19 protein-coding genes are annotated in these 18,214 nt (G+C 62.5%); 14 read left to right on the top strand and 5 right to left on the bottom strand.

Features of this window, described 5'->3' with window-relative positions; translation table 11 throughout:
• Positions 1 to 182: 182 nt before the first annotated feature.
• From mpl to BM132_RS25010, 3 genes are read left to right on the top strand one after another with little or no spacing between them, the layout of a single operon-like run.
• Entirely contained in the window at positions 183 to 1,532 is a 1,350-nt protein-coding gene (gene mpl, locus BM132_RS25020; protein WP_092459455.1) for a UDP-N-acetylmuramate:L-alanyl-gamma-D-glutamyl-meso-diaminopimelate ligase, read from the top strand.
• Complete coding sequence (ubiX, locus tag BM132_RS25015; protein WP_092394636.1) at positions 1,529 to 2,176, top strand: flavin prenyltransferase UbiX; 648 nt, start codon at positions 1,529 to 1,531, stop codon at positions 2,174 to 2,176. Before mpl ends, ubiX begins: the two co-directional genes overlap by 4 nt.
• A complete protein-coding gene (locus BM132_RS25010; protein ID WP_092394633.1) occupies positions 2,169 to 2,453 on the top strand; it encodes a YceK/YidQ family lipoprotein in 285 nt (94 codons plus the stop codon). Before ubiX ends, BM132_RS25010 begins: the two co-directional genes overlap by 8 nt.
• A gap of 84 nt (positions 2,454 to 2,537) precedes the next feature.
• On the opposite strand, the gene BM132_RS25005 is transcribed toward BM132_RS25010, so the two are convergent.
• The 3 genes from BM132_RS25005 to BM132_RS24995 all read right to left on the bottom strand — a co-directional run bounded on the left by BM132_RS25005 (position 2,538) and on the right by BM132_RS24995 (position 5,478).
• Positions 2,538 to 3,179, bottom strand: a complete 642-nt coding sequence (locus BM132_RS25005; protein ID WP_092394630.1) for an oxidoreductase — start codon at positions 3,177 to 3,179, stop codon at positions 2,538 to 2,540.
• A 27-nt stretch (positions 3,180 to 3,206) separates the two neighbouring features.
• Entirely contained in the window at positions 3,207 to 4,925 is a 1,719-nt protein-coding gene (locus BM132_RS25000; RefSeq protein ID WP_092459453.1) for a C13 family peptidase, read from the bottom strand.
• Positions 4,926 to 5,022: 97 nt separating this feature from the next.
• The gene (locus BM132_RS24995; RefSeq protein WP_092394624.1) at positions 5,023 to 5,478 is read right to left on the bottom strand and encodes a MaoC family dehydratase; all 456 of its coding nucleotides are present in this window, start codon (positions 5,476 to 5,478) and stop codon (positions 5,023 to 5,025) included.
• A 334-nt stretch (positions 5,479 to 5,812) separates the two neighbouring features.
• Here BM132_RS24995 and BM132_RS24990 point away from each other — a divergent pair, with 334 nt between their 5' ends.
• Genes BM132_RS24990 through BM132_RS24980 form a run of 3 tightly spaced genes read left to right on the top strand, consistent with a single transcriptional unit; the run spans position 5,813 to position 7,492 of the window.
• Positions 5,813 to 6,178, top strand: a complete 366-nt coding sequence (locus BM132_RS24990) for a CidA/LrgA family protein (RefSeq protein WP_060740472.1) — start codon at positions 5,813 to 5,815, stop codon at positions 6,176 to 6,178.
• Positions 6,175 to 6,891, top strand: a complete 717-nt coding sequence (locus tag BM132_RS24985; RefSeq protein ID WP_092459451.1) for an LrgB family protein — start codon at positions 6,175 to 6,177, stop codon at positions 6,889 to 6,891. Before BM132_RS24990 ends, BM132_RS24985 begins: the two co-directional genes overlap by 4 nt.
• 10 nt (positions 6,892 to 6,901) lie before the next feature.
• Entirely contained in the window at positions 6,902 to 7,492 is a 591-nt protein-coding gene (locus BM132_RS24980) for an LON peptidase substrate-binding domain-containing protein (RefSeq protein ID WP_092394618.1), read from the top strand.
• A gap of 121 nt (positions 7,493 to 7,613) precedes the next feature.
• On the opposite strand, the gene BM132_RS24975 is transcribed toward BM132_RS24980, so the two are convergent.
• The gene (locus BM132_RS24975; protein ID WP_092459449.1) at positions 7,614 to 8,930 is read right to left on the bottom strand and encodes a bifunctional DedA family/phosphatase PAP2 family protein; all 1,317 of its coding nucleotides are present in this window, start codon (positions 8,928 to 8,930) and stop codon (positions 7,614 to 7,616) included.
• A gap of 166 nt (positions 8,931 to 9,096) precedes the next feature.
• Positions 9,097 to 9,777, bottom strand: coding sequence for a DNA-3-methyladenine glycosylase (locus BM132_RS24970; RefSeq protein ID WP_092459447.1), 681 nt, complete (start codon positions 9,775 to 9,777; stop codon positions 9,097 to 9,099).
• 186 nt (positions 9,778 to 9,963) lie between these two features.
• Here BM132_RS24970 and BM132_RS24965 point away from each other — a divergent pair, with 186 nt between their 5' ends.
• The 8 genes from BM132_RS24965 to BM132_RS24930 all read left to right on the top strand — a co-directional run bounded on the left by BM132_RS24965 (position 9,964) and on the right by BM132_RS24930 (position 18,061).
• Positions 9,964 to 11,235 carry a glutamate-5-semialdehyde dehydrogenase gene (locus BM132_RS24965; protein ID WP_092394607.1) on the top strand — a complete coding sequence of 424 codons (1,272 nt, stop codon included), beginning with the start codon at positions 9,964 to 9,966 and terminating at the stop codon, positions 11,233 to 11,235.
• A 1-nt stretch (position 11,236) separates the two neighbouring features.
• Positions 11,237 to 11,923 carry a nicotinate-nucleotide adenylyltransferase gene (gene nadD / locus BM132_RS24960; protein WP_092394604.1) on the top strand — a complete coding sequence of 229 codons (687 nt, stop codon included), beginning with the start codon at positions 11,237 to 11,239 and terminating at the stop codon, positions 11,921 to 11,923.
• Positions 11,924 to 11,995: 72 nt separating this feature from the next.
• A complete protein-coding gene (gene rsfS / locus BM132_RS24955; protein ID WP_092394601.1) occupies positions 11,996 to 12,490 on the top strand; it encodes a ribosome silencing factor in 495 nt (164 codons plus the stop codon).
• A gap of 9 nt (positions 12,491 to 12,499) precedes the next feature.
• Positions 12,500 to 12,967, top strand: coding sequence for a 23S rRNA (pseudouridine(1915)-N(3))-methyltransferase RlmH (rlmH, locus tag BM132_RS24950; protein WP_003185785.1), 468 nt, complete (start codon positions 12,500 to 12,502; stop codon positions 12,965 to 12,967).
• A gap of 10 nt (positions 12,968 to 12,977) precedes the next feature.
• A complete protein-coding gene (gene mrdA, locus BM132_RS24945; protein ID WP_092459445.1) occupies positions 12,978 to 14,873 on the top strand; it encodes a penicillin-binding protein 2 in 1,896 nt (631 codons plus the stop codon).
• A gap of 31 nt (positions 14,874 to 14,904) precedes the next feature.
• Entirely contained in the window at positions 14,905 to 16,008 is a 1,104-nt protein-coding gene (rodA, locus tag BM132_RS24940) for a rod shape-determining protein RodA (RefSeq protein WP_177193302.1), read from the top strand.
• A 17-nt stretch (positions 16,009 to 16,025) separates the two neighbouring features.
• Positions 16,026 to 17,036, top strand: a complete 1,011-nt coding sequence (gene mltB, locus BM132_RS24935; protein WP_092459443.1) for a lytic murein transglycosylase B — start codon at positions 16,026 to 16,028, stop codon at positions 17,034 to 17,036.
• On the top strand, positions 17,036 to 18,061 hold the full coding sequence (locus tag BM132_RS24930) for a septal ring lytic transglycosylase RlpA family protein (RefSeq protein ID WP_092394590.1): 1,026 nt from the start codon (positions 17,036 to 17,038) through the stop codon (positions 18,059 to 18,061). The genes mltB and BM132_RS24930 overlap by 1 nt, the downstream gene beginning before the upstream one ends.
• The last annotated feature ends 153 nt before the right edge of the window (positions 18,062 to 18,214 follow it).

Raw genomic sequence — 18,214 nt, 5'->3', positions numbered from 1 at the left:
AGCTGTGGGAGCGGGCTTGCTCGCGAAGGCGGCGGCACATTCAACATCACGGTAAGCTGACCCACCGCTATCGCGGGCAAGCCTTGCTCCCACAGACGCCCGTCTGTGCACCGGGGCTTAAACACAAGGTGCGATTTCCCCCTCCCTAGGCTAACCTGCGGCCATGTTTTACGAGGTCGACTATGCACATCCATATTCTCGGTATTTGCGGCACTTTCATGGGTTCGATGGCCGTATTGGCCAAGGAGCTGGGCCATCACGTGACCGGTTCCGACGCCAACGTCTACCCGCCGATGAGCACGCAGCTGGAGGCCCAGGGCATTGAATTGACCCAAGGCTACGACCCGGCGCAACTGGACCCGGCGCCGGACCTGGTGGTCATCGGCAACGCCATGTCCCGTGGCAATCCGGCGGTTGAATACGTGCTCAACAAAGGCCTGCCGTACGTCTCTGGCCCGCAATGGCTGGCCGATCATGTGTTGCAGGGCCGTTGGGTCCTGGCCGTGGCCGGCACCCATGGCAAGACCACCACCAGCAGCATGCTCGCCTGGGTGCTGGAGCACGCGGGCATGAGCCCGGGCTTCTTGATCGGCGGCGTGCCGCAGAACTTCTCAGTGTCGGCCCGCCTGGGCGGCACACCGTTTTTCGTGATCGAAGCCGACGAGTACGACAGCGCGTTCTTCGATAAACGCTCGAAGTTTGTCCACTACCGCCCACGTACCGCGATCCTCAACAACCTTGAATTCGATCACGCCGACATCTTCCCCGATCTGCCGGCCATCGAGCGGCAATTCCACCATCTGGTGCGCACCATCCCGAGTGAAGGCCTGGTCATCCATCCGACCACCGAGCCTGCCTTGCAGCGGGTGATCGAGATGGGCTGCTGGACCCCGGTGCAAACCACCGGTGCCGGCGGGCAGTGGCAAGTGAAGTTGCTCAAGGACGACGGTTCGCAGTTCGAAGTCCTGTTCGAAGGCGTGGCCCAAGGTGTGGTCGATTGGGACATGACCGGCCAGCACAACGTCGCCAACGCGCTGGCGACTCTCGCGGCGGCCCGTCATGTCGGCGTGGTGCCGTCCATGGGCATCGCCGCGTTGAGTGCGTTCAAAAGCGTGAAGCGGCGGATGGAGAAGGTCGCTGAAGTGCGCGGCATCACCATCTACGACGACTTCGCCCACCACCCGACAGCCATCGCCACCACCCTCGACGGTTTGCGCAAACGCATCGGTGATGCGCCGCTGATCGCGATCATCGAGCCGCGTTCCAACTCCATGAAGCTCGGCGCCCACCGCGACGGTCTGCCGGAAAGCGTGGTGGATGCCGATCAGGTGATCTGGTACGCGCCGGCCAATCTGGGCTGGGACTTGGGCGCCACCGCCGCGCTGTGCACGGTGCCGTCGATTGTCAGCGATTCCCTGGAAGGCATCATTGAGCGCGTGAAGAGCCAGGCCCAGCCCGGTACTCATGTGGTGATCATGAGCAACGGCGGCTTCGGCGGCCTGCATGGCAAACTGGCTGAGGCACTGCAATGAACACGCGCCTGGAGAGCAATGGCCCCGAACGCATCACGCTGGCGATGACCGGCGCTTCCGGCGCCCAGTATGGTTTGCGCCTGCTTGATTGCCTGGTGCGGGAGGACCGCGAGGTGCATTTCCTCATCTCCAAGGCGGCGCAATTGGTGATGGCCACCGAGACCGACGTCACCCTGCCGGCCAAGACCCAGATGATGCAGGCCTTCCTCACCGAATACACCGGTGCGGCGGCGGGACAGATTCGTGTGTACGGCAAGGAAGACTGGATGTCGCCGGTGGCCTCGGGCTCCGGGGCGCCTGCGGCGATGGTAGTCGTGCCGTGCTCCACCGGCACGCTCTCGGCGATTGCCACCGGGGCCTGCAACAATCTGATCGAACGCGCCGCCGACGTGACACTCAAGGAGCGCCGCCAGTTGATCCTGGTGCCGCGTGAGACGCCGTATTCGAGCATTCATCTGGAGCACATGCTCAAGCTGTCGAACATGGGCGTGACGATTCTGCCGGCCTCACCGGGTTTCTATCACCAGCCGCAGACCATCGATGACCTGATCGATTTTGTGGTCGCGCGGATTCTCAATCTGCTGAACATCCCCCAGGACATGCTACCGCGCTGGGGCGAGCACCATTTGAGCCTTGATGAATAAGCTGCTGATGGTATTGCTGGCGCTGCAACTGACCGGCTGCGCCACTGCCCGCACCCTGGACGCCGCCAAACCCGGCGCGCCGGTGGTGTATGCCGGGACGCGCCTGGACCTCTATGCGCTCAATGGCGGCTGCTGCGCCATGGACCGCTTCGGCGCCGAGGCCCCGAGCTACCCAGGCCTGGACCTGCCCGGCAGTGCGTTGCTCGACACCCTGTTGCTGCCGTTGTCACTGCTGACAGCGTTGGGCGTGGGGTTTCAGGCTACGGGTGGGTTGTAGTCAAAAGATCGCAGGCTTCGCCAGCTCCTACAGGAGCAAACGTGTCCCTGTAGGAGCTGGCGAAGCCTGCGATCTTTTTGCTTTTTATTTGCCGAGCTTACGCAACTCATCCGACTCCACCACCCGCACCCCTTCCTGTTCTTCCAGGGCCAGGCGCCACATGGCGCGGGCCAGTTGGCAGGCTTCGATGCCGTGGTACTTGCCGGGGATCAGCCTCGACAAGGGACCGGCCAATTGTTCGGCCAACCGGGGTTCGGTGCGTTCGCCCAGGAGCAGGGAAGGGCGGCAGAGGGTCAGTTGTGGCCAGTCCTGGGCCTTGAGGGCGGCTTCCATTTCGCCTTTGACCCGGTTGTAGAAGATCGAAGAGTTCGGGTCAGCCCCCAGCGCGCTGATCACGATCAGGTGCCTTGCGCCCAGCTCCCGCGCGCGCTTGGCGAAGGCTACCACCAGGTCCAGGTCCACCGCGCGAAACGCCTGTTCTGAGCCGGCCTTCTTGAGGGTCGTACCAAGGCAGCAAAAAGCGATGTCCACCTGGCCACTGAGGCGGGGCAGCAGTTCGGCCGTTTCACCGACCGGGTTTTCCAGGTGTGGATGCTCGGCCAGCGGCCGGCGTGAAGGCGCCAATACACGTGTGATGGTCGGCTCGTTGAGCAGCCGGTCCAGTAGATGTTCCCCGGTCAGCCCGGTAGCTCCGGCAAGCAAAACATGCTGAGGCGTCAAGTACATAGTGTTTCCCCCTTGATACGATTCAGCTTAGTTGCTCTTTTGGGCCTCGTCGTTCAATGCCGTACTTTGTAATGCTTTTCGCGCCTGTTGCTTGCGCAATAGCTGCCAATGGGAAAGGACGGTCCTGGGCGCCCAGATCTGCGGCTCGGAAGCTTCGAAATTGTCCGCCTGCTCCCGCTCGGCAACGGTGGCCTTGGCGCGCTTGAAGGCCTGCTCAAGGTCGTCGGTCTGGTTCAGGGCCTGGGCGAACAGGGCGTCGCCGAAGTAGGTGAAGTTGGCCTCCTCGGAACAGCCGAAGGACACCCGGTCAGCTCGGGAAGCGGTCATGATCAAGGTGCGTTCATTCTTGAGCGCCGGGATGAAGCCGCCGGAATAACACGCCGAAATCACGACGATTTTGTCGCGATCCTTCAGCGGCGCCAGCACCACGGCCAGTTCATCGGCGGGTAGGTCGGCCAGCTCCATGCGCGGCTGGTCGAGCACCAGTTCGTGTTCGCTGGTGCCGTGGCTGGTCAGGTAGATGAAGATCAGGTCTTCCGGACCGCTGCGTTCGGCCAGGGTGCTGGCGGCGCGGCGCAGGCTTTCGCGAGTGGCCATGGGCCGGTCACCGAGGTGATCGCGGTGGTTGACCAGGCGGATCTGGCCGAACGCGCCAAAACGGCTGGTGAGCATGTTGGCGACGTAGTCGGACTCGCGCAGGAACACACTCTGCTTGCCATCGCCGCCCACCGTCAGGCTGTACAGCTCCACCGCCGGTGTCGACGCCGGGATATTGGCCAGGGCAGTTTCCAACAGGCGACCCTGAGCCAGGAGACCGAGTTCGAGCACATCCGGCAGGAGCCGGCCGCTAGCGTCGCGCACTCGCAGGCCGTTGGTCCAGGTGCCGCTTTGCACGGTGCCATCGGTCAGCGCCAGGGTGCCGCGACCGTGGTAGGTGTCGTTCTCGAACTGGCCGATATAAAAACTGCCGTCGGGCAGGTTCAAACGGCCCTGGCCGCTAAAGCGCCAGTCATTGAATTGACCGCGGTAGTGGCTGCCGTCGGCGCCGATCAGTTGGCCGTTGCCCGTGAGCGCGCCTTCCTTGAACTGGCCGATCCAGACATCGCCGTCGGCATTTTCATAGCGCCCGCGACCGCTGAGCTGGTTGTTCTTGAACCCGCCGATGTAGACATCGCCCTCGGCGCTGTTGAAGGTGCCTTTGCCCTGGAGCTGGCCGTCGACGAAATGGCCGGTGAACTGGTTGCCGCTGGCGTCGAAGCGCTGGCCTTCGCCGTTGGGTTTGCCGTTGACGAACGGGCCCTGGTATTGGCTGCCGTCCTCAAGCTCCAGGCGCCCGAAGCCGGAATAGCGGTCGGCCTTGAATTCGCCGCGGTAGATCATGCCGTGTTCTTTGAGCGTGCCTTCACCGTCGCGCCGGCCTTGCTTGAAGCCGCCGGTGTAGCTGCTGGTGGGCGTGGTCAGGCTGCCCTGGCCGTTGAACAGGCCCTGCTCGAACTGGCCGCGATAGATCTCGCCATTGCTGCCATGCCATTCCCCGGTGCCGTGCCACTGGCCTTTGTCGAACTGTCCGGCGTACCAACTGCCGTTGGGGTAATCGACGCGCCCCTGGCCTTGCAGCAATCCGTCCACCAACTCGCCGCGATAGCGTCCGCCGTCGGGCAGGCGCGCGTCGGGAGGCAACAGCGATTCGCCGTCGCCGCAAGCGGTGAGCAGCAGGGTCAGGACCAAGGGGACAAATGAGCGCATAACGGGATCCAGGTAATCAGGTCACGAGTATGCCGCAGCTATGCGCGTCAGGAGAAGCGATGCGAAACTGCCGCAGCGGCTTCGCATCCGCGAGGGGCTACACGAAGCAGAGCGACAGGGGCTCAGCGATGTAGGCAGGTTTGTCCGAACCTTCGATTTCCAGGGTGGCGGTGGCTTTGAGCAGCCACTGGCCGGGTTTCTTCTCGGTCACGTCCACCAGGTCGACCTTGAGGCGGACCTTGGAGTCGACTTTCACGGGCTGGATGAAGCGCACGCTGTCCAGCCCGTAGTTGACGACCATCTTCACGCCTTCGGGCAGGATCAGGATGTCTTCCATCAGCTTGGGCATCAGCGACAGCGACAGGAAACCGTGGGCGATGGTGCTGCCGAACGGCGTCTGCGCGGCCTTGACCGGATCGACGTGGATGAACTGAAAGTCGCCAGTGGCTTCGGCGAACAGGTTGATGCGCTCCTGATCGATGGTAAGCCATTCGGAACGTCCAAGTTCCTTGCCGACATAATCTTTGAGCGCTGCAACGGGAACATAGGGCATTGAGACTCTCCTTGGGTTCATCGGTTTTGTCTTTGTTGGAACGGGGATCGGCGTCCCCGGAGAACCACTGTAGATCAACATGGCGGGGGTGGAAGGTCATCGACCATGCTTTTTACGAATGCCGACCCATAGCGCGGGCGTGCTTAAATGTGTCATCTGGTTACTCCCGTAGGAGCTGCCGAAGGCTCGGGCCGCGTTCGGACGATCTTTTGATCTTTCGCTCCGGATTCAGTTGGCAGGGGGAAAGATCGCAGCCTCGTTGCACTCGGCAGCTCCTACGGGCAGCGCCTACGGGGACGGGGTTTATGGATGTTTGTGAGGGGAGAGAGAGCGGATGTTGCTACGGGGCCTGACCTGGCTGGTATTTTTTCAATTGCTGGGCACTGCGATCAATCATTTGTTCTTGCCGGTGCTGCCTGGGCCGATCATTGGCCTGCTGTTGCTGCTGGGCTATCTGGTGATGCGCGGTGAAGTCAGCGAACCGTTGAACCTGGCTGCCAGTAGCCTGCTGCGTTACCTGCCCTTGCTGCTGGTGCCGCCTGCGGTCGGGGTGATGGTATATGCCGGGGCGATTGCCGCCGATTTCTGGGCCATCGTTGGCGCGTTGACCTTGTCCCTGGTGCTGTCCGTGGCGCTGACGGGCGTGCTGATGCAGCGCCTGGCCCGTCGTCACGTTGCCGCCCCGGAGGACAGCCAATGATGCTCGACTGGCAGGGCGCCTGGAGTTCGGTGATCCATCATCCGCTGTTCGGCATTGGCATTACCCTGGGCGCCTATCAATTGGTGCTGGCGGCGTTCGAAAGGACCCGTTGGGTGTTCCTGCAACCGGTGCTGATGTCGATGTTGCTGCTGATCGGTGTGCTAGTCGGCTGCGGCATCAGCTACGCCGAGTACCGTGAAAGCACGGAGATTCTCAGCATTCTGCTGGGGCCGGCCACCGTCGCGCTGGCAGTGCCCTTGTACCTGAACCTGCGACGGATCCGGCAATTGTTCTGGCCGATTTTTACTACGCTGGTGATAGGCGGGGTGTTCGCCACGGCCTCAGCAGTGGTATTGGGCTGGGCATTTGGCGCCGAACACATGATCCTGATGACCATGGCGCCCAAGTCGGTGACTTCACCGATCGCCATGCTGGTGGCCGAGCAGATCGGCGGCGTAGCGGCCATGGCGGCGGTGTTTGTGTTGATCACCGGCGTGCTCGGAGCGATTCTGGGCCCGAGCATTCTGACCAGGCTGGGTGTCCATAGCCCTGAAGCCCGTGGCATGGCCCTGGGCCTGACCGCTCATGCGGTCGGCACGTCCGTGGCGTTGCAGGAAAGTGAAGAGTCCGGCGCCTTTGCGGCGCTGGCGATGAGTCTGATGGGCGTGGCCACGGCGGTGTTGCTGCCGTTGGTGGTGTCGATGACGGTTTAAGGAACTGCTTATGAGCTTGCCGCTTTTCCCGTTGAACACGGTACTGTTCCCCGGTTGCATCCTCGATTTGCAGATTTTCGAGGCGCGCTACCTCGATATGATCGGTCGCTGCATGAAAATGGGCGAGGGGTTTGGGGTGGTGTGCATCCTCGATGGCGAGGAAGTCGGCATTGCCCCTGACGGCTTTGCGCGGGTGGGCTGTGAGGCGCGAATCACCGATTTCTCCCGGCAGGACAACGGTCTGCTGGGCATTCGCGTGCAGGGTGGGCGACGCTTTCTCGTGCATAGCAGCAGGGTCCAGGCCGATCAACTGACCGTCGCTGAAGTCGAGTGGCTGGAGGATGAGCCGGAACAGCCGCTGCAGGATGAGGATGCCGACCTGGTGGCGCTGCTCAAGGCCCTGGCCGAACACCCGATGGTCGAGGCCCTGAACATGGGCACCGAAGCCACCGGCCAGCAGTCGCTGGCCAATCAACTGGCCTACCTGCTGCCCTTCAATGAGTTGGACAAGCTCGACCTGCTGCAACTCGATGATCCTCAGCAGCGGCTGGATGCAATCCAGGCCTTGCTCGATGAGTTGCAGGGTGAGCTCTTCGCCTGACCCTATTTATATTTCACTGAACAACACTGATCCCACAGTTGATCTTCAGTGACCACAAAGGGTCGTTTCACGGCAGATACCCTGTGGGAGCGAGCCTGCTCGCGATAGCTGGCTGCCGGTTTCAATAGGCATACCGCAACATCCCGTTGGGCAGATGCCGCAGTGCGAAGAAACTGAACGCCGCCACCAGCGCCGGCAAAATCAACCACCAGATTTTCGCCGGCATGGCCGGTAGCGGGGTCTGGCGCTGGCTCAGCCACAGCATGGCCGCGCAGACGCAGGCGGCGAGCATGGCGCCGGCGACGATGTCGCTTGGCCAATGGGCGCCGAGGTACACCCGCGACAAGGCAATGGCCAGCGCTGGCAAACAGCCCAGCAACAGCCAGGTCAGGCGCAGGCGTGGCGGTTGCCCGCGACCGGCCAGCACGGCCAGGGCCAGGAACAGGGCAAAGGCGCCGGAGGCATGACCGCTGGGCATGCTGTAGCTGGTCAGCGGCTCGCTCAGGACCTCCGGGCGTACACGGGCGAAAAAGTGCTTGGTGCCGGTATTGGCCAATGCGGTGAACAGCAGCGTGGCCCCGGCAAAGATTGCCTGGCGCCATTGGCGCGCGAGCAATAGCAACCCGGTCAGCAGGGCGCTGAAAATCAGCATGTAGTGGAATTCGCCGATCAGCGTGAAGGTCACGGCGATTTCGTCCAGTGTCGGGCTGCGATGCTCCTGGACCAGAGCTACCAGCCCCTGGTCGAACGCGGTGAGATAGCGAAAGCCGAGAAACAGCCCGATCAGGATCAGCAGGCCCAGGCTTGCGATCAGCGCTGCGGCATGGCGATGGCGCCGCAGGCTGCTGTTGACGCTCAGCCCGATCATCACCGCGATGCTGCCAATCACGACACCGGCCTGTGGCCAGAAACCTTCGGGCAACGGCAGACGGATCGCTGCGCCAGTGGCCCAGCCGGGCAGCAGATACGCCACGCTCCAGCCGGTGGCGGCCAGCAGACTGACGGCGGCGAAGCGCGGGAAGGGCATGTCGAACATCCCGGCCACCATCGGCAACATCGGCCGCAACGGGCCGATGAAGCGCCCCACCAGCAGGCTGGCGATGCCGTAGCGCTGGAAATAGCTTTCTGCCGCGCTCATCCATTCCGGGTGATGCCGCAGCCCTGGCAGACGCCGGATGTTCTGGTGAAAGTGCCTGCCCAGGAAGTACGACACCAAGTCCCCCAGCAAACCGCCCAGCAGGCCCAGCAGCAAAGTCTCGCCCAGGGACAACGCTCCGCTGCCGGCCAGTACCGCGACCGCAAACAACAGCACCGTACCCGGCACGATCAACCCGGCGATGGCCAGGCACTCTACACACGCAACGATAAACACCGCCGCCGCCAGCCATTGTGGGTTGACGGTCAGCCAGCCAGTGATGCTATCGAGCCATGGGCCCATAAAGACAACTCCATTTCCATTGAGCATTAAGCGGCATGCATTTTTTACGGTGGGAGCGAGCCTGCTCGCGATAGCGGTGTGTCAGTCAACATCAATTCTACTGATCGGGCGCCATCGCGAGCAGGCTCGCTCCCACATGGGATCCGTTGTGAAAAGAAAACGGTGTTCAGGAAAGCAAAAAATAATCCCGCCCTTCGACCTGTCCGCGCCGCAGCGGGTTCCGCGTGCACCAGGGGGCGTAGGCCGCGTCGACGAAGCGGTAGAGCAGGTGTTCGTCGCGTCCCAGTGGGATGCCCAGGCGCGTGGTCTGGATCACATTGACCGTTGGCACGCCCACGTCTTCCACCAGCAGGCGTTCGGGGTCGAAGCGTTTGGCGTCCCACTGCGGCACTTTCAGCCCCAGGGCCTTGCACAATAAGGTCTGGCCGGCGCAAAGCTTTTGCGCCGGGCGCGGGCGGCCTTGGGCGTCGGGGTTGTTCAGTAGCATCTGTGCCAGGCTTGCCGGGCCGGAAACAGGGTCGACCCACGGGTACGCCGATTTGATCAGCACCGCATTGCCGGGACCTTGGGCGCTGAAATTCAGCGAATCGCCACCCCGGGCGTAATACATATAGATGTGGCCGCCGTCCAGAAACAAAGCCTTACGTTTTTCCGTGTAGCCCAGCGAAGCGTGGCTGCCCTTTTCGGCGAAGTAATACGCTTCGGTTTCGATGATTCGCGCGCTGAGCCACAGGTCACCGACCTTGTGGCGAATGACTTTACCCAGCAGATCCTGGGCGAGCACCTGCGCATCGCGGTCAAAAAAATCATCGGGCAAGGCGTTTGGCTGTGACGGCGAATCGGTCATGGCGTTAGACGAAGTGAGGCCAAAGGAAGCGCGATGATAGCAATGGGAAGCTTAATCAGCGCTGAACAGCGACAATTTGCGCAGGTTTTGCTCTTCCGCCGGTCACCACTGTGAGTCCACGCTGTTAGTCGAGGGATACGACAGCTATAATCTGCCGCTTTCCCCTTTGCCAAGACCACACAGACCATGACTGAGTCCGTTCTTGACTACATGACCCGCCTGGGTCGCGCCGCTCGCCAAGCGTCGCGCATCATCGGCCGTGCCAGCACCGCGCAGAAAAACCGCGCCCTGCAGGCCGCCGCCAATGCGCTGGACGCTGCGCGCGCCGAGTTGTCCGCCGCCAATGAGCTGGACCTGGCCGCTGGCCGGGCCAACGGCCTTGAGCCGGCCATGCTCGAACGCCTGGCGCTGACCCCGGCACGCATCGACGGCATGATCGTCGGTCTGCGCCAGGTCGCGGCGCTGCCGGACCCGGTCGGGGCGATCCGGGACATGAGCTATCGGCCGTCGGGTATCCAGGTCGGCAAGATGCGCGTGCCCCTGGGCGTGGTCGGGATCATCTATGAGTCGCGGCCGAACGTGACCATCGATGCTGCCAGCCTGTGCCTGAAGTCCGGCAACGCGACCATCCTGCGTGGTGGTTCCGAGGCCATTCATTCCAACCGCGCGATTGCCGCCTGCATCCAGCGCGGCCTGGCCGAAGCCGATCTGCCGGCGGCCGTGGTGCAAGTGGTGGAAACCACCGACCGCGCCGCGGTTGGCGCACTGATCAGCATGCCCGAGTTCGTCGACGTCATCGTGCCCCGTGGTGGCAAGGGTCTGATCGAACGGGTCAGCCGCGATGCCCGCGTGCCGGTGATCAAGCACCTGGACGGCATCTGCCACGTCTACGTCAGCGCCCACGCCGAACTGCCGAAAGCCCAGCGCATCGCCTTCAACGCCAAGACCTACCGTTATGGCATCTGCGGCGCGATGGAAACCCTGTTGGTGGACCAGGCCGTCGCCCAGGATTTCCTGCCGGCGATGGCCGCCCAGTTCCGCGAAAAAGGCGTCGAGCTGCGTGGCTGCCAGCGCACCCGGGCAATCATCGAGGCGGCAGAGGCCAGCGAAGAAGACTGGGACACCGAGTACCTGGCGCCGATCCTGGCGATCCGCGTGGTAGACGGGCTGGATGAAGCCATCGAGCACATCAATCGCCATGGCTCCCACCACACCGACTCCATCGTCAGCGAACACCAGGGCGAAACCCGGCGTTTCGTCGCCGAAGTGGACTCGGCGTCGGTGATGATCAACACCCCGACCTGTTTCGCCGACGGCTTCGAATACGGTTTGGGTGCCGAGATCGGCATTTCTACTGATAAGCTGCACGCCCGTGGCCCGGTGGGCCTCGAAGGCTTGACCTGCGAGAAGTACATCGTGGTCGGTGACGGCCAGTTGCGCGGACAGGAGCCGGTCTGACTTGGGCGATCTCGACCCGCCGGCCCTTGTGACGACGAGCAACCCGCCCCGGCGCATCGGCATCCTGGGCGGCACGTTCGACCCGGTGCACATCGGCCATTTGCGCGGTGCGCTGGAAGTCGCCGATGCCCTGGCCCTCGATGAGCTACGCCTGACGCCCAGCGCCAGGCCGCCTCATCGGGATACGCCGCAGGTATCGGCCCAGGACCGTCTGGCGATGGTCGAGTGCGCGGTGGCCGGTGTGGCGCCGTTGGTGGTGGACGCCCGCGAATTGCTGCGGGACAAACCGTCCTACACCATTGATACCCTGGAGCTGATGCGCGCCGAACTGGCCGCCGATGCCCAGGTTTTTCTGCTTTTGGGCTGGGACGCATTTTGCGGCCTGCCCACTTGGCATCGCTGGGAAGAGTTGCTCCAGCATTGCCACATCCTGGTGTTGCAACGCCCGGATGCCGACAGCGAGCCGCCGGATGCCTTGCGCAACCTGCTGGCGGCCCGCTCGGTGAGCGACCCGCTGGCCCTGAAAGGGCCGAGCGGACAGATTGCATTCGTCTGGCAGACGCCGCTCGCGGTATCCGCCACCCAGATCCGTCAACTGCTGGCCAGCGGTAAGTCGGTACGTTTCCTGGTGCCCGACGCGGTCCTGGCCTACATCGATGCGCACGGGCTGTACCGTGCGTCGAACTGAAAAAGGGCGCGCTTCAAGGCACGTGAATGCGTGTAGCGAAGCGCCCGAACATACGAGCAAAACGAGTTTTATATGACTGACAAAGACGTAAACAAAGTAAAGCGCAAGGGCACGTTCAAGAGCGCCCCGCTTCCCGTAGAAGCTCATAGTGGCGTGGTACTGGCCGGCGAAGAGCTGGTCAAGGTTGCTGTGGCGGCCCTGGAAGACGTCAAGGCCCAGGACATCCAGGTGATCGACGTTCGCGAAAAGCAGAGCATCACGGACTACATGATCATCGCCACCGGTACCTCCAACCGCCAGATCGGCGCGATGCTGGACAAGGTTCGCGAAGCGGTCAAGGCCCAGGGCGTCAAGCCACTGGGTGAAGAAGGCAAGGGCGACAGCGACTGGGTGTTGCTGGATATGGACGATGTCATCGTGCACATGATGACCGCCTCGGCGCGCCAGTTCTATGACCTGGAGCGCCTGTGGGCCGGTGCCGAGCAGAGCCGTTCGGCCAGCGCCGCGCACCACAGCCCGGAAAACACCCATGAGCATTTCACCAAGCTCAACAAAGACCAGCAATAAGGGATCGCTGTGCGACTGCGCCTGATCGCCGTCGGTTCTCGCATGCCCAAGTGGGTGGAAGAAGGCTGGCATGAATATGCCAAGCGTCTTCCTTCCGAGCTGGCCCTGGAACTGGTGGAAATTCCGCTCAACACCCGCGGCAAGAACGCCGATGTGGCGCGCTTTATCCGTCAGGAAGGCGAAGCCATGCTGGCCAAGGTCGGGCCGAACGAGCGGATCGTCACGCTCGAAGTGCACGGCAAGCCTTGGAGTACCGAGCAACTGGCGGTCGAACTCGATCGCTGGCGGCTGGACTCGCGCACGGTCAACTTCATGGTCGGTGGCCCGGAAGGGTTGGCGCCAGAAGTCTGTGCCCGGGCCGATCAACGCTGGTCGTTGTCGCCTTTGACGTTGCCGCACCCGCTGGTGCGGATTCTGATCGGCGAACAGTTGTATCGTGCCTGGACAGTCCTGTCCGGGCACCCTTACCACAAGTAATCCTGCCCTCATGCCTCAGCCGATCCGCATCAAGGACCACGAAAAAGACGCCCGCCTGGTGCGGGGTCGCGTCGTGTTTGGTGCAATTGCGGTCGTGGCGCTGATCGGTGTGCTGATCGCGCGCCTGTATTTCCTCCAGGTGATTCAGTACGAGTACCACTCGACCCTGTCGGAAAACAATCGCGTGCATGTGCAGCCGATTCCGCCGACTCGCGGGTTGATTTTCGACCGTAACGGCGTGGTGGTGGCCGATAACCGGCCCAGCTTCAGCCTGAGCATGACCCGTGAGCGGTCCGGGGATTGGCAGAAGGTGCTCGACGTGATCGTCGAAGTGCTGCAACTGACCCCCGAGGACCGGGCGATTTTCGAGAAGCGTATGCGCCAGGGGCGGCGCCCGTTCGAGCCGGTGCCGATCCTGTTCGAGCTGACCGAAGAGCAGATCGCCCTGATCGCCGTGAACCAGTTCCGCTTGCCGGGCGTTGAGGTGGTGGCGCAATTGGTGCGTCACTATCCCCAGGGAGCGCACTTCGCCCACTCGGTTGGTTACATGGGACGGATCAACGAAAAAGAGCTCAAGAGCCTCGATCCGGTCAATTACAGCGGTACCCACCACATCGGCAAAACGGGCATCGAACGCTTCTACGAGGCCGAGCTGCACGGTCAGGTGGGCTACGAGGAAGTCGAGACCAATGCCCGTGGCCGCGTGTTGCGTGTGCTCAAGCGCACCGACCCGATTCCCGGCAAGGACATCGTCCTGAGCCTGGACATCAAATTGCAGGAAGCCGCCGAAGCGGCGTTGGGTGGCCGTCGTGGCGCTGTCGTGGCGCTGGATCCGAATACCGGCGAGGTCCTGGCAATGGTCAGCCAGCCGAGTTTCGACCCGAACCTGTTCGTCACCGGCATCAGTTTCAAGGCCTATGCCGAGTTGCGCGACTCCATCGATCGGCCACTGTTCAACCGCGTGCTGCGTGGTCTCTATCCACCGGGCTCGACCATCAAGCCGGCCGTGGCGATTGCCGGGCTGGACGCGGGCGTGATCACCGCTTCCAGCCGGGTCTACGACCCCGGTTATTACCAACTGCCGAACTACGACCACAAGTACCGCAACTGGAACCGCTCCGGCGACGGCTACGTGGATCTGGAAACGGCGATCATGCGATCCAACGACACCTACTTCTATGACCTGGCCCACAAGCTGGGGATCGATCGGCTGGCGTCCTACATGGGCAAGTTCGGGCTCGGTCAGAAAGTCTCCCTGGATATGTTCGAAGAATCGCCGGGCCTGATGCCGTCCCGCGAGTGGAAGCGGGCGACCCGCCGCCAGCCGTGGTTCCCGGGTGAGACGCTGATCCTGGGAATCGGCCAGGGCTACATGCAGGCGACGCCGCTGCAACTGGCCCAGGCCACAGCCTTGGTGGCGAGCAAAGGCAAGTGGTATCGCCCGCACCTGGCCAAGACCATCGAAGGCCAGAAGCCCGTGGACCCCAACCCGGTGCCGGACATCATCCTGCGTAATCCGTCGGACTGGCAGAAGGTCAATATCGGCATGCAGCAGGTGATGCACGGCGCCCGGGGCACCGCGCGCAAGGCTGCCCTCGGTGCGCAATACCGGATTGCCGGCAAAAGTGGTACGGCCCAGGTGGTCGCGATCAAGCAGGGCGAGAAGTACGACCGCTCCAAGGTTCAGGAGCGTCACCGGGACCACGCTTTGTTCGTCGGTTTCGCGCCGGCCGAAAACCCGAAAATCGTCGTGTCGGTGATGGTCGAGAACGGCGAGTCCGGTTCCGGCGTCGCGGCGCCGGTGGTGCGCCAGATCATGGACGCCTGGCTGCTGGATGAACACGGCCAGCTCAAGCCCGAATACGCAAGCCCCACCACCGCGGAGGCTACGGCCCGTGAAGAATAATTTCGACCGGATCCTCTCCAGCGAAGATGTGATGCGCCGTCGCGCCACCCTGTTGCAGCGCATGCACATCGATGGCCCCTTGTTGATCCTGTTGCTGACACTGGCCGCCGGCAGCCTGTTCGTGCTGTATTCGGCCAGCGGCAAGAACTGGGACCTGCTGGCCAAGCAGGCCACTTCATTCGGCATCGGCCTGGTATCGATGATTTTCATCGCCCAACTGGAGCCTCGGTTCATGGCGCGCTGGGTGCCACTGGCCTATGTGGGCGGCGTGGTCTTGTTGGTGATCGTGGACATCATGGGCCATAACGCCATGGGTGCGACACGCTGGATCAACATCCCCGGGGTGATCCGCTTCCAGCCTTCTGAGTTCCTGAAAATCATCATGCCGGCGACCATCGCCTGGTATTTGTCCAAGCGCACCTTGCCGCCACAGCTCAAACATGTGGGCATCAGCCTGCTGCTGATTGGGATTCCGTTCATCCTGATCGTGCGCCAGCCGGATCTCGGCACCTCATTGCTGATCCTGGCCGGCGGCGCCTTCGTGCTGTTCATGGGCGGATTGCGCTGGCGCTGGATTCTCAGTGTGATCGCTGCCGCGGTGCCGGTGTCCGTGGCCATGTGGTACTTCGTGATGCACGACTACCAGAAGCAGCGGGTCCTGACATTCCTCGATCCGGAGAGCGATCCGCTGGGCACCGGCTGGAACATCATCCAGTCCAAGGCCGCCATCGGCTCCGGCGGCGTGTTCGGCAAGGGTTGGTTGCTGGGTACCCAGTCGCACCTGGACTTTCTGCCGGAAAGCCACACCGACTTCATCATCGCCGTGTTGGGCGAAGAGTTCGGTCTGGTGGGCATCTGCGTGCTGCTGCTGATCTACCTGTTGTTGATCGGCCGTGGCCTGGTGATTACGGCCCAGGCCCAGACATTGTTCGGCAAATTGCTCGCGGGCAGTCTGACCATGACGTTTTTTGTTTATGTTTTCGTCAATATCGGTATGGTCAGTGGCCTGTTGCCGGTCGTGGGGGTGCCGTTGCCATTCATTAGCTACGGAGGAACTTCGCTGGTGACGCTACTGTCAGCGTTTGGGGTTTTGATGTCGATCCATACCCATCGCAAGTGGATCGCGCAGGTTTGAATAAGGTGAAGCGTTCAATGCAAGCAATGCGTGGCTGGTCGACGCGATATGCGCCTTGGGTCGGCCTGGTCGGCCTCCTGGGCGGTGCGTCGCACGCCCTGGCCGGCGACTATGAAGGTTCGCCGCAAGTGGCCGAATTCGTCGGTGAAATGACCCGCGACTACGGTTTTGCCGGTGAACAGCTGATGGGGGTGTTCCGCGAGGCGCAGCGCAAGCAGTCGATTCTCGACGCGATCTCCCGACCCGCCGAGCGGGTCAAGCAGTGGAGCGAGTATCGGCCGATGTTCATCTCCGAGGCGCGTATCGCCCGGGGCGTGGACTTCTGGCGCCAGCACGAGGCTGTGCTGGCTCGCGCCGAGCAGGAGTATGGCGTGCCGGCCCAGGTCATCGTGTCTATCATTGGTGTCGAGACGTTTTTTGGTCGTAATACCGGGAATTTCCGGGTGGTCGATGCGCTGTCGACCCTGGGCTTCGATTATCCGCCGCGCGCCGAGTTCTTCCGCAAGGAGTTGCGCGAGTTCCTGCTGCTGGCCCGCGAGGAACAGGTCGATCCGTTGACCCTCAAGGGTTCCTACGCCGGCGCCATGGGCTTGCCGCAGTTCATGCCCAGCAGCTTCCGGGCTTATGCGGTGGACTTCGACGGCGATGGCCACATCAATATCTGGACCAACCCGACCGATGCCATCGGCAGTGTTGCCAGCTATTTCAAGCGCCATGGCTGGGAATCTGGCGAGCCGGTGGTCAGCCGTGCGGACGTGCGTGGCGACCAGGTAGACGAGGGCCTGACCACAGGCATCGAGCCGACGAAAACCGTCGGGGAGTTGCGGGCGCTGGGGTGGTCGAGTCATGATGCGCTGCGTGACGACATGCCAGTCACCGCGATTCGCCTGGAAGGCGAACAAGGCCCTGAGTACTGGATGGGCCTGAAGAATTTCTACGCGATTACGCGTTATAACCGCAGTGTGATGTACGCCATGGCCGTGCATCAGCTGTCTGAAGAGCTGGTCAAAGCACGGGGCGTCAAATAATGCGGGCATTGCCTACCTATCAACCCCTGAAAGCCGGACCCCTGAAACTGGTAGCGCTGGCGGCGCTGTCGTTGCTGGTCGTCAGTTGCTCCACCAGTCGTCCGCCGGCGCAGAAAACCTCCACTGCCGTGCGCGCCACACCGGGCCTGGACATCAACCGGGCCCACAAGGACGGCGCGCCGTGGTGGGATGTGGATGTTTCACGCATTCCCGATGCCACGCCAACCTTGCACACCGGCCCGTACAAGGCCAACCCGTACACGGTGCTGGGCAAGACGTATTTCCCGATGGCCGAATCCAAGCGTTACGTCGCTTCAGGCACGGCGTCCTGGTATGGCACCAAGTTCCACGGCCAGAACACCGCCAATGGCGAGGTTTATGACCTGTATGGCATGAGCGCGGCCCACAAGACCTTGCCGCTGCCCAGTTATGTGCGGGTGACCAACCTGGACAACAACAAGGCCGTGATCCTGCGAGTCAATGACCGTGGGCCGTTCTATTCCGACCGCATCATCGACCTGTCGTACGCGGCGGCGAAAAAACTCGGTTACGCTGAATCCGGCACCGCGCGGGTCAAGGTCGAAGGCATCGACCCGCAGGAATGGTGGGCCCAGCGAGGCCGTCCGGCGCCTTTGATGCTCAACGAGCCAAAAGTGGCGCAAAATGCCGCGCCGACCGTGACGGCTTCCACCGGTACGGTCGAGCAATGGTCCCCGCCGCCGCAGCAACATGCTGCGCCCGTGGTGCCCGTGCCGCTCGACGCAAAAAAAAACGCTTCTGCAACAGCGTCTGGCCAGTATCTGCAAGTCGGCGCGTTCGCCAACCCGGACGCTGCCGAACTGTTGAGAGCCAAGCTCAGTTCGATGGTCAGCGCGCCGGTGTTCATCAGCTCCATCGTGCGCAACCAGCAGACACTGCATCGGGTACGCCTGGGACCGATCGGTTCGCCGGATGAAGTCCAGCAGGTGCAGAACAGTGTACGCCTGGCCAATCTCGGTTCGCCGAGCCTGGTCAGCGCGGAATGATTTGATTGAAGGCCCGCTAGTGGTTGGAGCGGGCCAGGTTGTTGGCTCTATGAATAACAAAAGCCCGGCAAGGGATGTGAGTGAGCAACTTAAATACGCGGCGACCCGTTAGAAGGTTGTCTGTTTAGTATTGCCCTTCGGGCAGTTTCCATT

The sequence above is a fragment of the Pseudomonas sp. NFACC45 genome (assembly GCF_900113505.1).
GTDB lineage: Bacteria > Pseudomonadota > Gammaproteobacteria > Pseudomonadales > Pseudomonadaceae > Aquipseudomonas > Aquipseudomonas tehranensis.
This window is presented reverse-complemented; position numbering and strand designations above follow the sequence as displayed.

Bases quoted from the DNA above. Each gene is read 5' to 3' on its own strand.
- mpl (WP_092459455.1), top strand. From the start codon at position 183: ATGCACATCCATATTCTCGGTATTTGCGGCACTTTCATGGGTTCGATG.
- ubiX (WP_092394636.1), top strand. From the start codon at position 1,529: ATGAACACGCGCCTGGAGAGCAATGGCCCCGAACGCATCACGCTGGCG.
- BM132_RS25010 (WP_092394633.1), top strand. From the start codon at position 2,169: ATGAATAAGCTGCTGATGGTATTGCTGGCGCTGCAACTGACCGGCTGC.
- BM132_RS25005 (WP_092394630.1), bottom strand. From the start codon at position 3,179: ATGTACTTGACGCCTCAGCATGTTTTGCTTGCCGGAGCTACCGGGCTG.
- BM132_RS25000 (WP_092459453.1), bottom strand. From the start codon at position 4,925: ATGCGCTCATTTGTCCCCTTGGTCCTGACCCTGCTGCTCACCGCTTGC.
- BM132_RS24995 (WP_092394624.1), bottom strand. From the start codon at position 5,478: ATGCCCTATGTTCCCGTTGCAGCGCTCAAAGATTATGTCGGCAAGGAA.
- BM132_RS24990 (WP_060740472.1), top strand. From the start codon at position 5,813: ATGTTGCTACGGGGCCTGACCTGGCTGGTATTTTTTCAATTGCTGGGC.
- BM132_RS24985 (WP_092459451.1), top strand. From the start codon at position 6,175: ATGATGCTCGACTGGCAGGGCGCCTGGAGTTCGGTGATCCATCATCCG.
- BM132_RS24980 (WP_092394618.1), top strand. From the start codon at position 6,902: ATGAGCTTGCCGCTTTTCCCGTTGAACACGGTACTGTTCCCCGGTTGC.
- BM132_RS24975 (WP_092459449.1), bottom strand. From the start codon at position 8,930: ATGGGCCCATGGCTCGATAGCATCACTGGCTGGCTGACCGTCAACCCA.
- BM132_RS24970 (WP_092459447.1), bottom strand. From the start codon at position 9,777: ATGACCGATTCGCCGTCACAGCCAAACGCCTTGCCCGATGATTTTTTT.
- BM132_RS24965 (WP_092394607.1), top strand. From the start codon at position 9,964: ATGACTGAGTCCGTTCTTGACTACATGACCCGCCTGGGTCGCGCCGCT.
- rsfS (WP_092394601.1), top strand. From the start codon at position 11,996: ATGACTGACAAAGACGTAAACAAAGTAAAGCGCAAGGGCACGTTCAAG.
- mrdA (WP_092459445.1), top strand. From the start codon at position 12,978: ATGCCTCAGCCGATCCGCATCAAGGACCACGAAAAAGACGCCCGCCTG.
- rodA (WP_177193302.1), top strand. From the start codon at position 14,905: ATGCGCCGTCGCGCCACCCTGTTGCAGCGCATGCACATCGATGGCCCC.
- mltB (WP_092459443.1), top strand. From the start codon at position 16,026: ATGCAAGCAATGCGTGGCTGGTCGACGCGATATGCGCCTTGGGTCGGC.
- BM132_RS24930 (WP_092394590.1), top strand. From the start codon at position 17,036: ATGCGGGCATTGCCTACCTATCAACCCCTGAAAGCCGGACCCCTGAAA.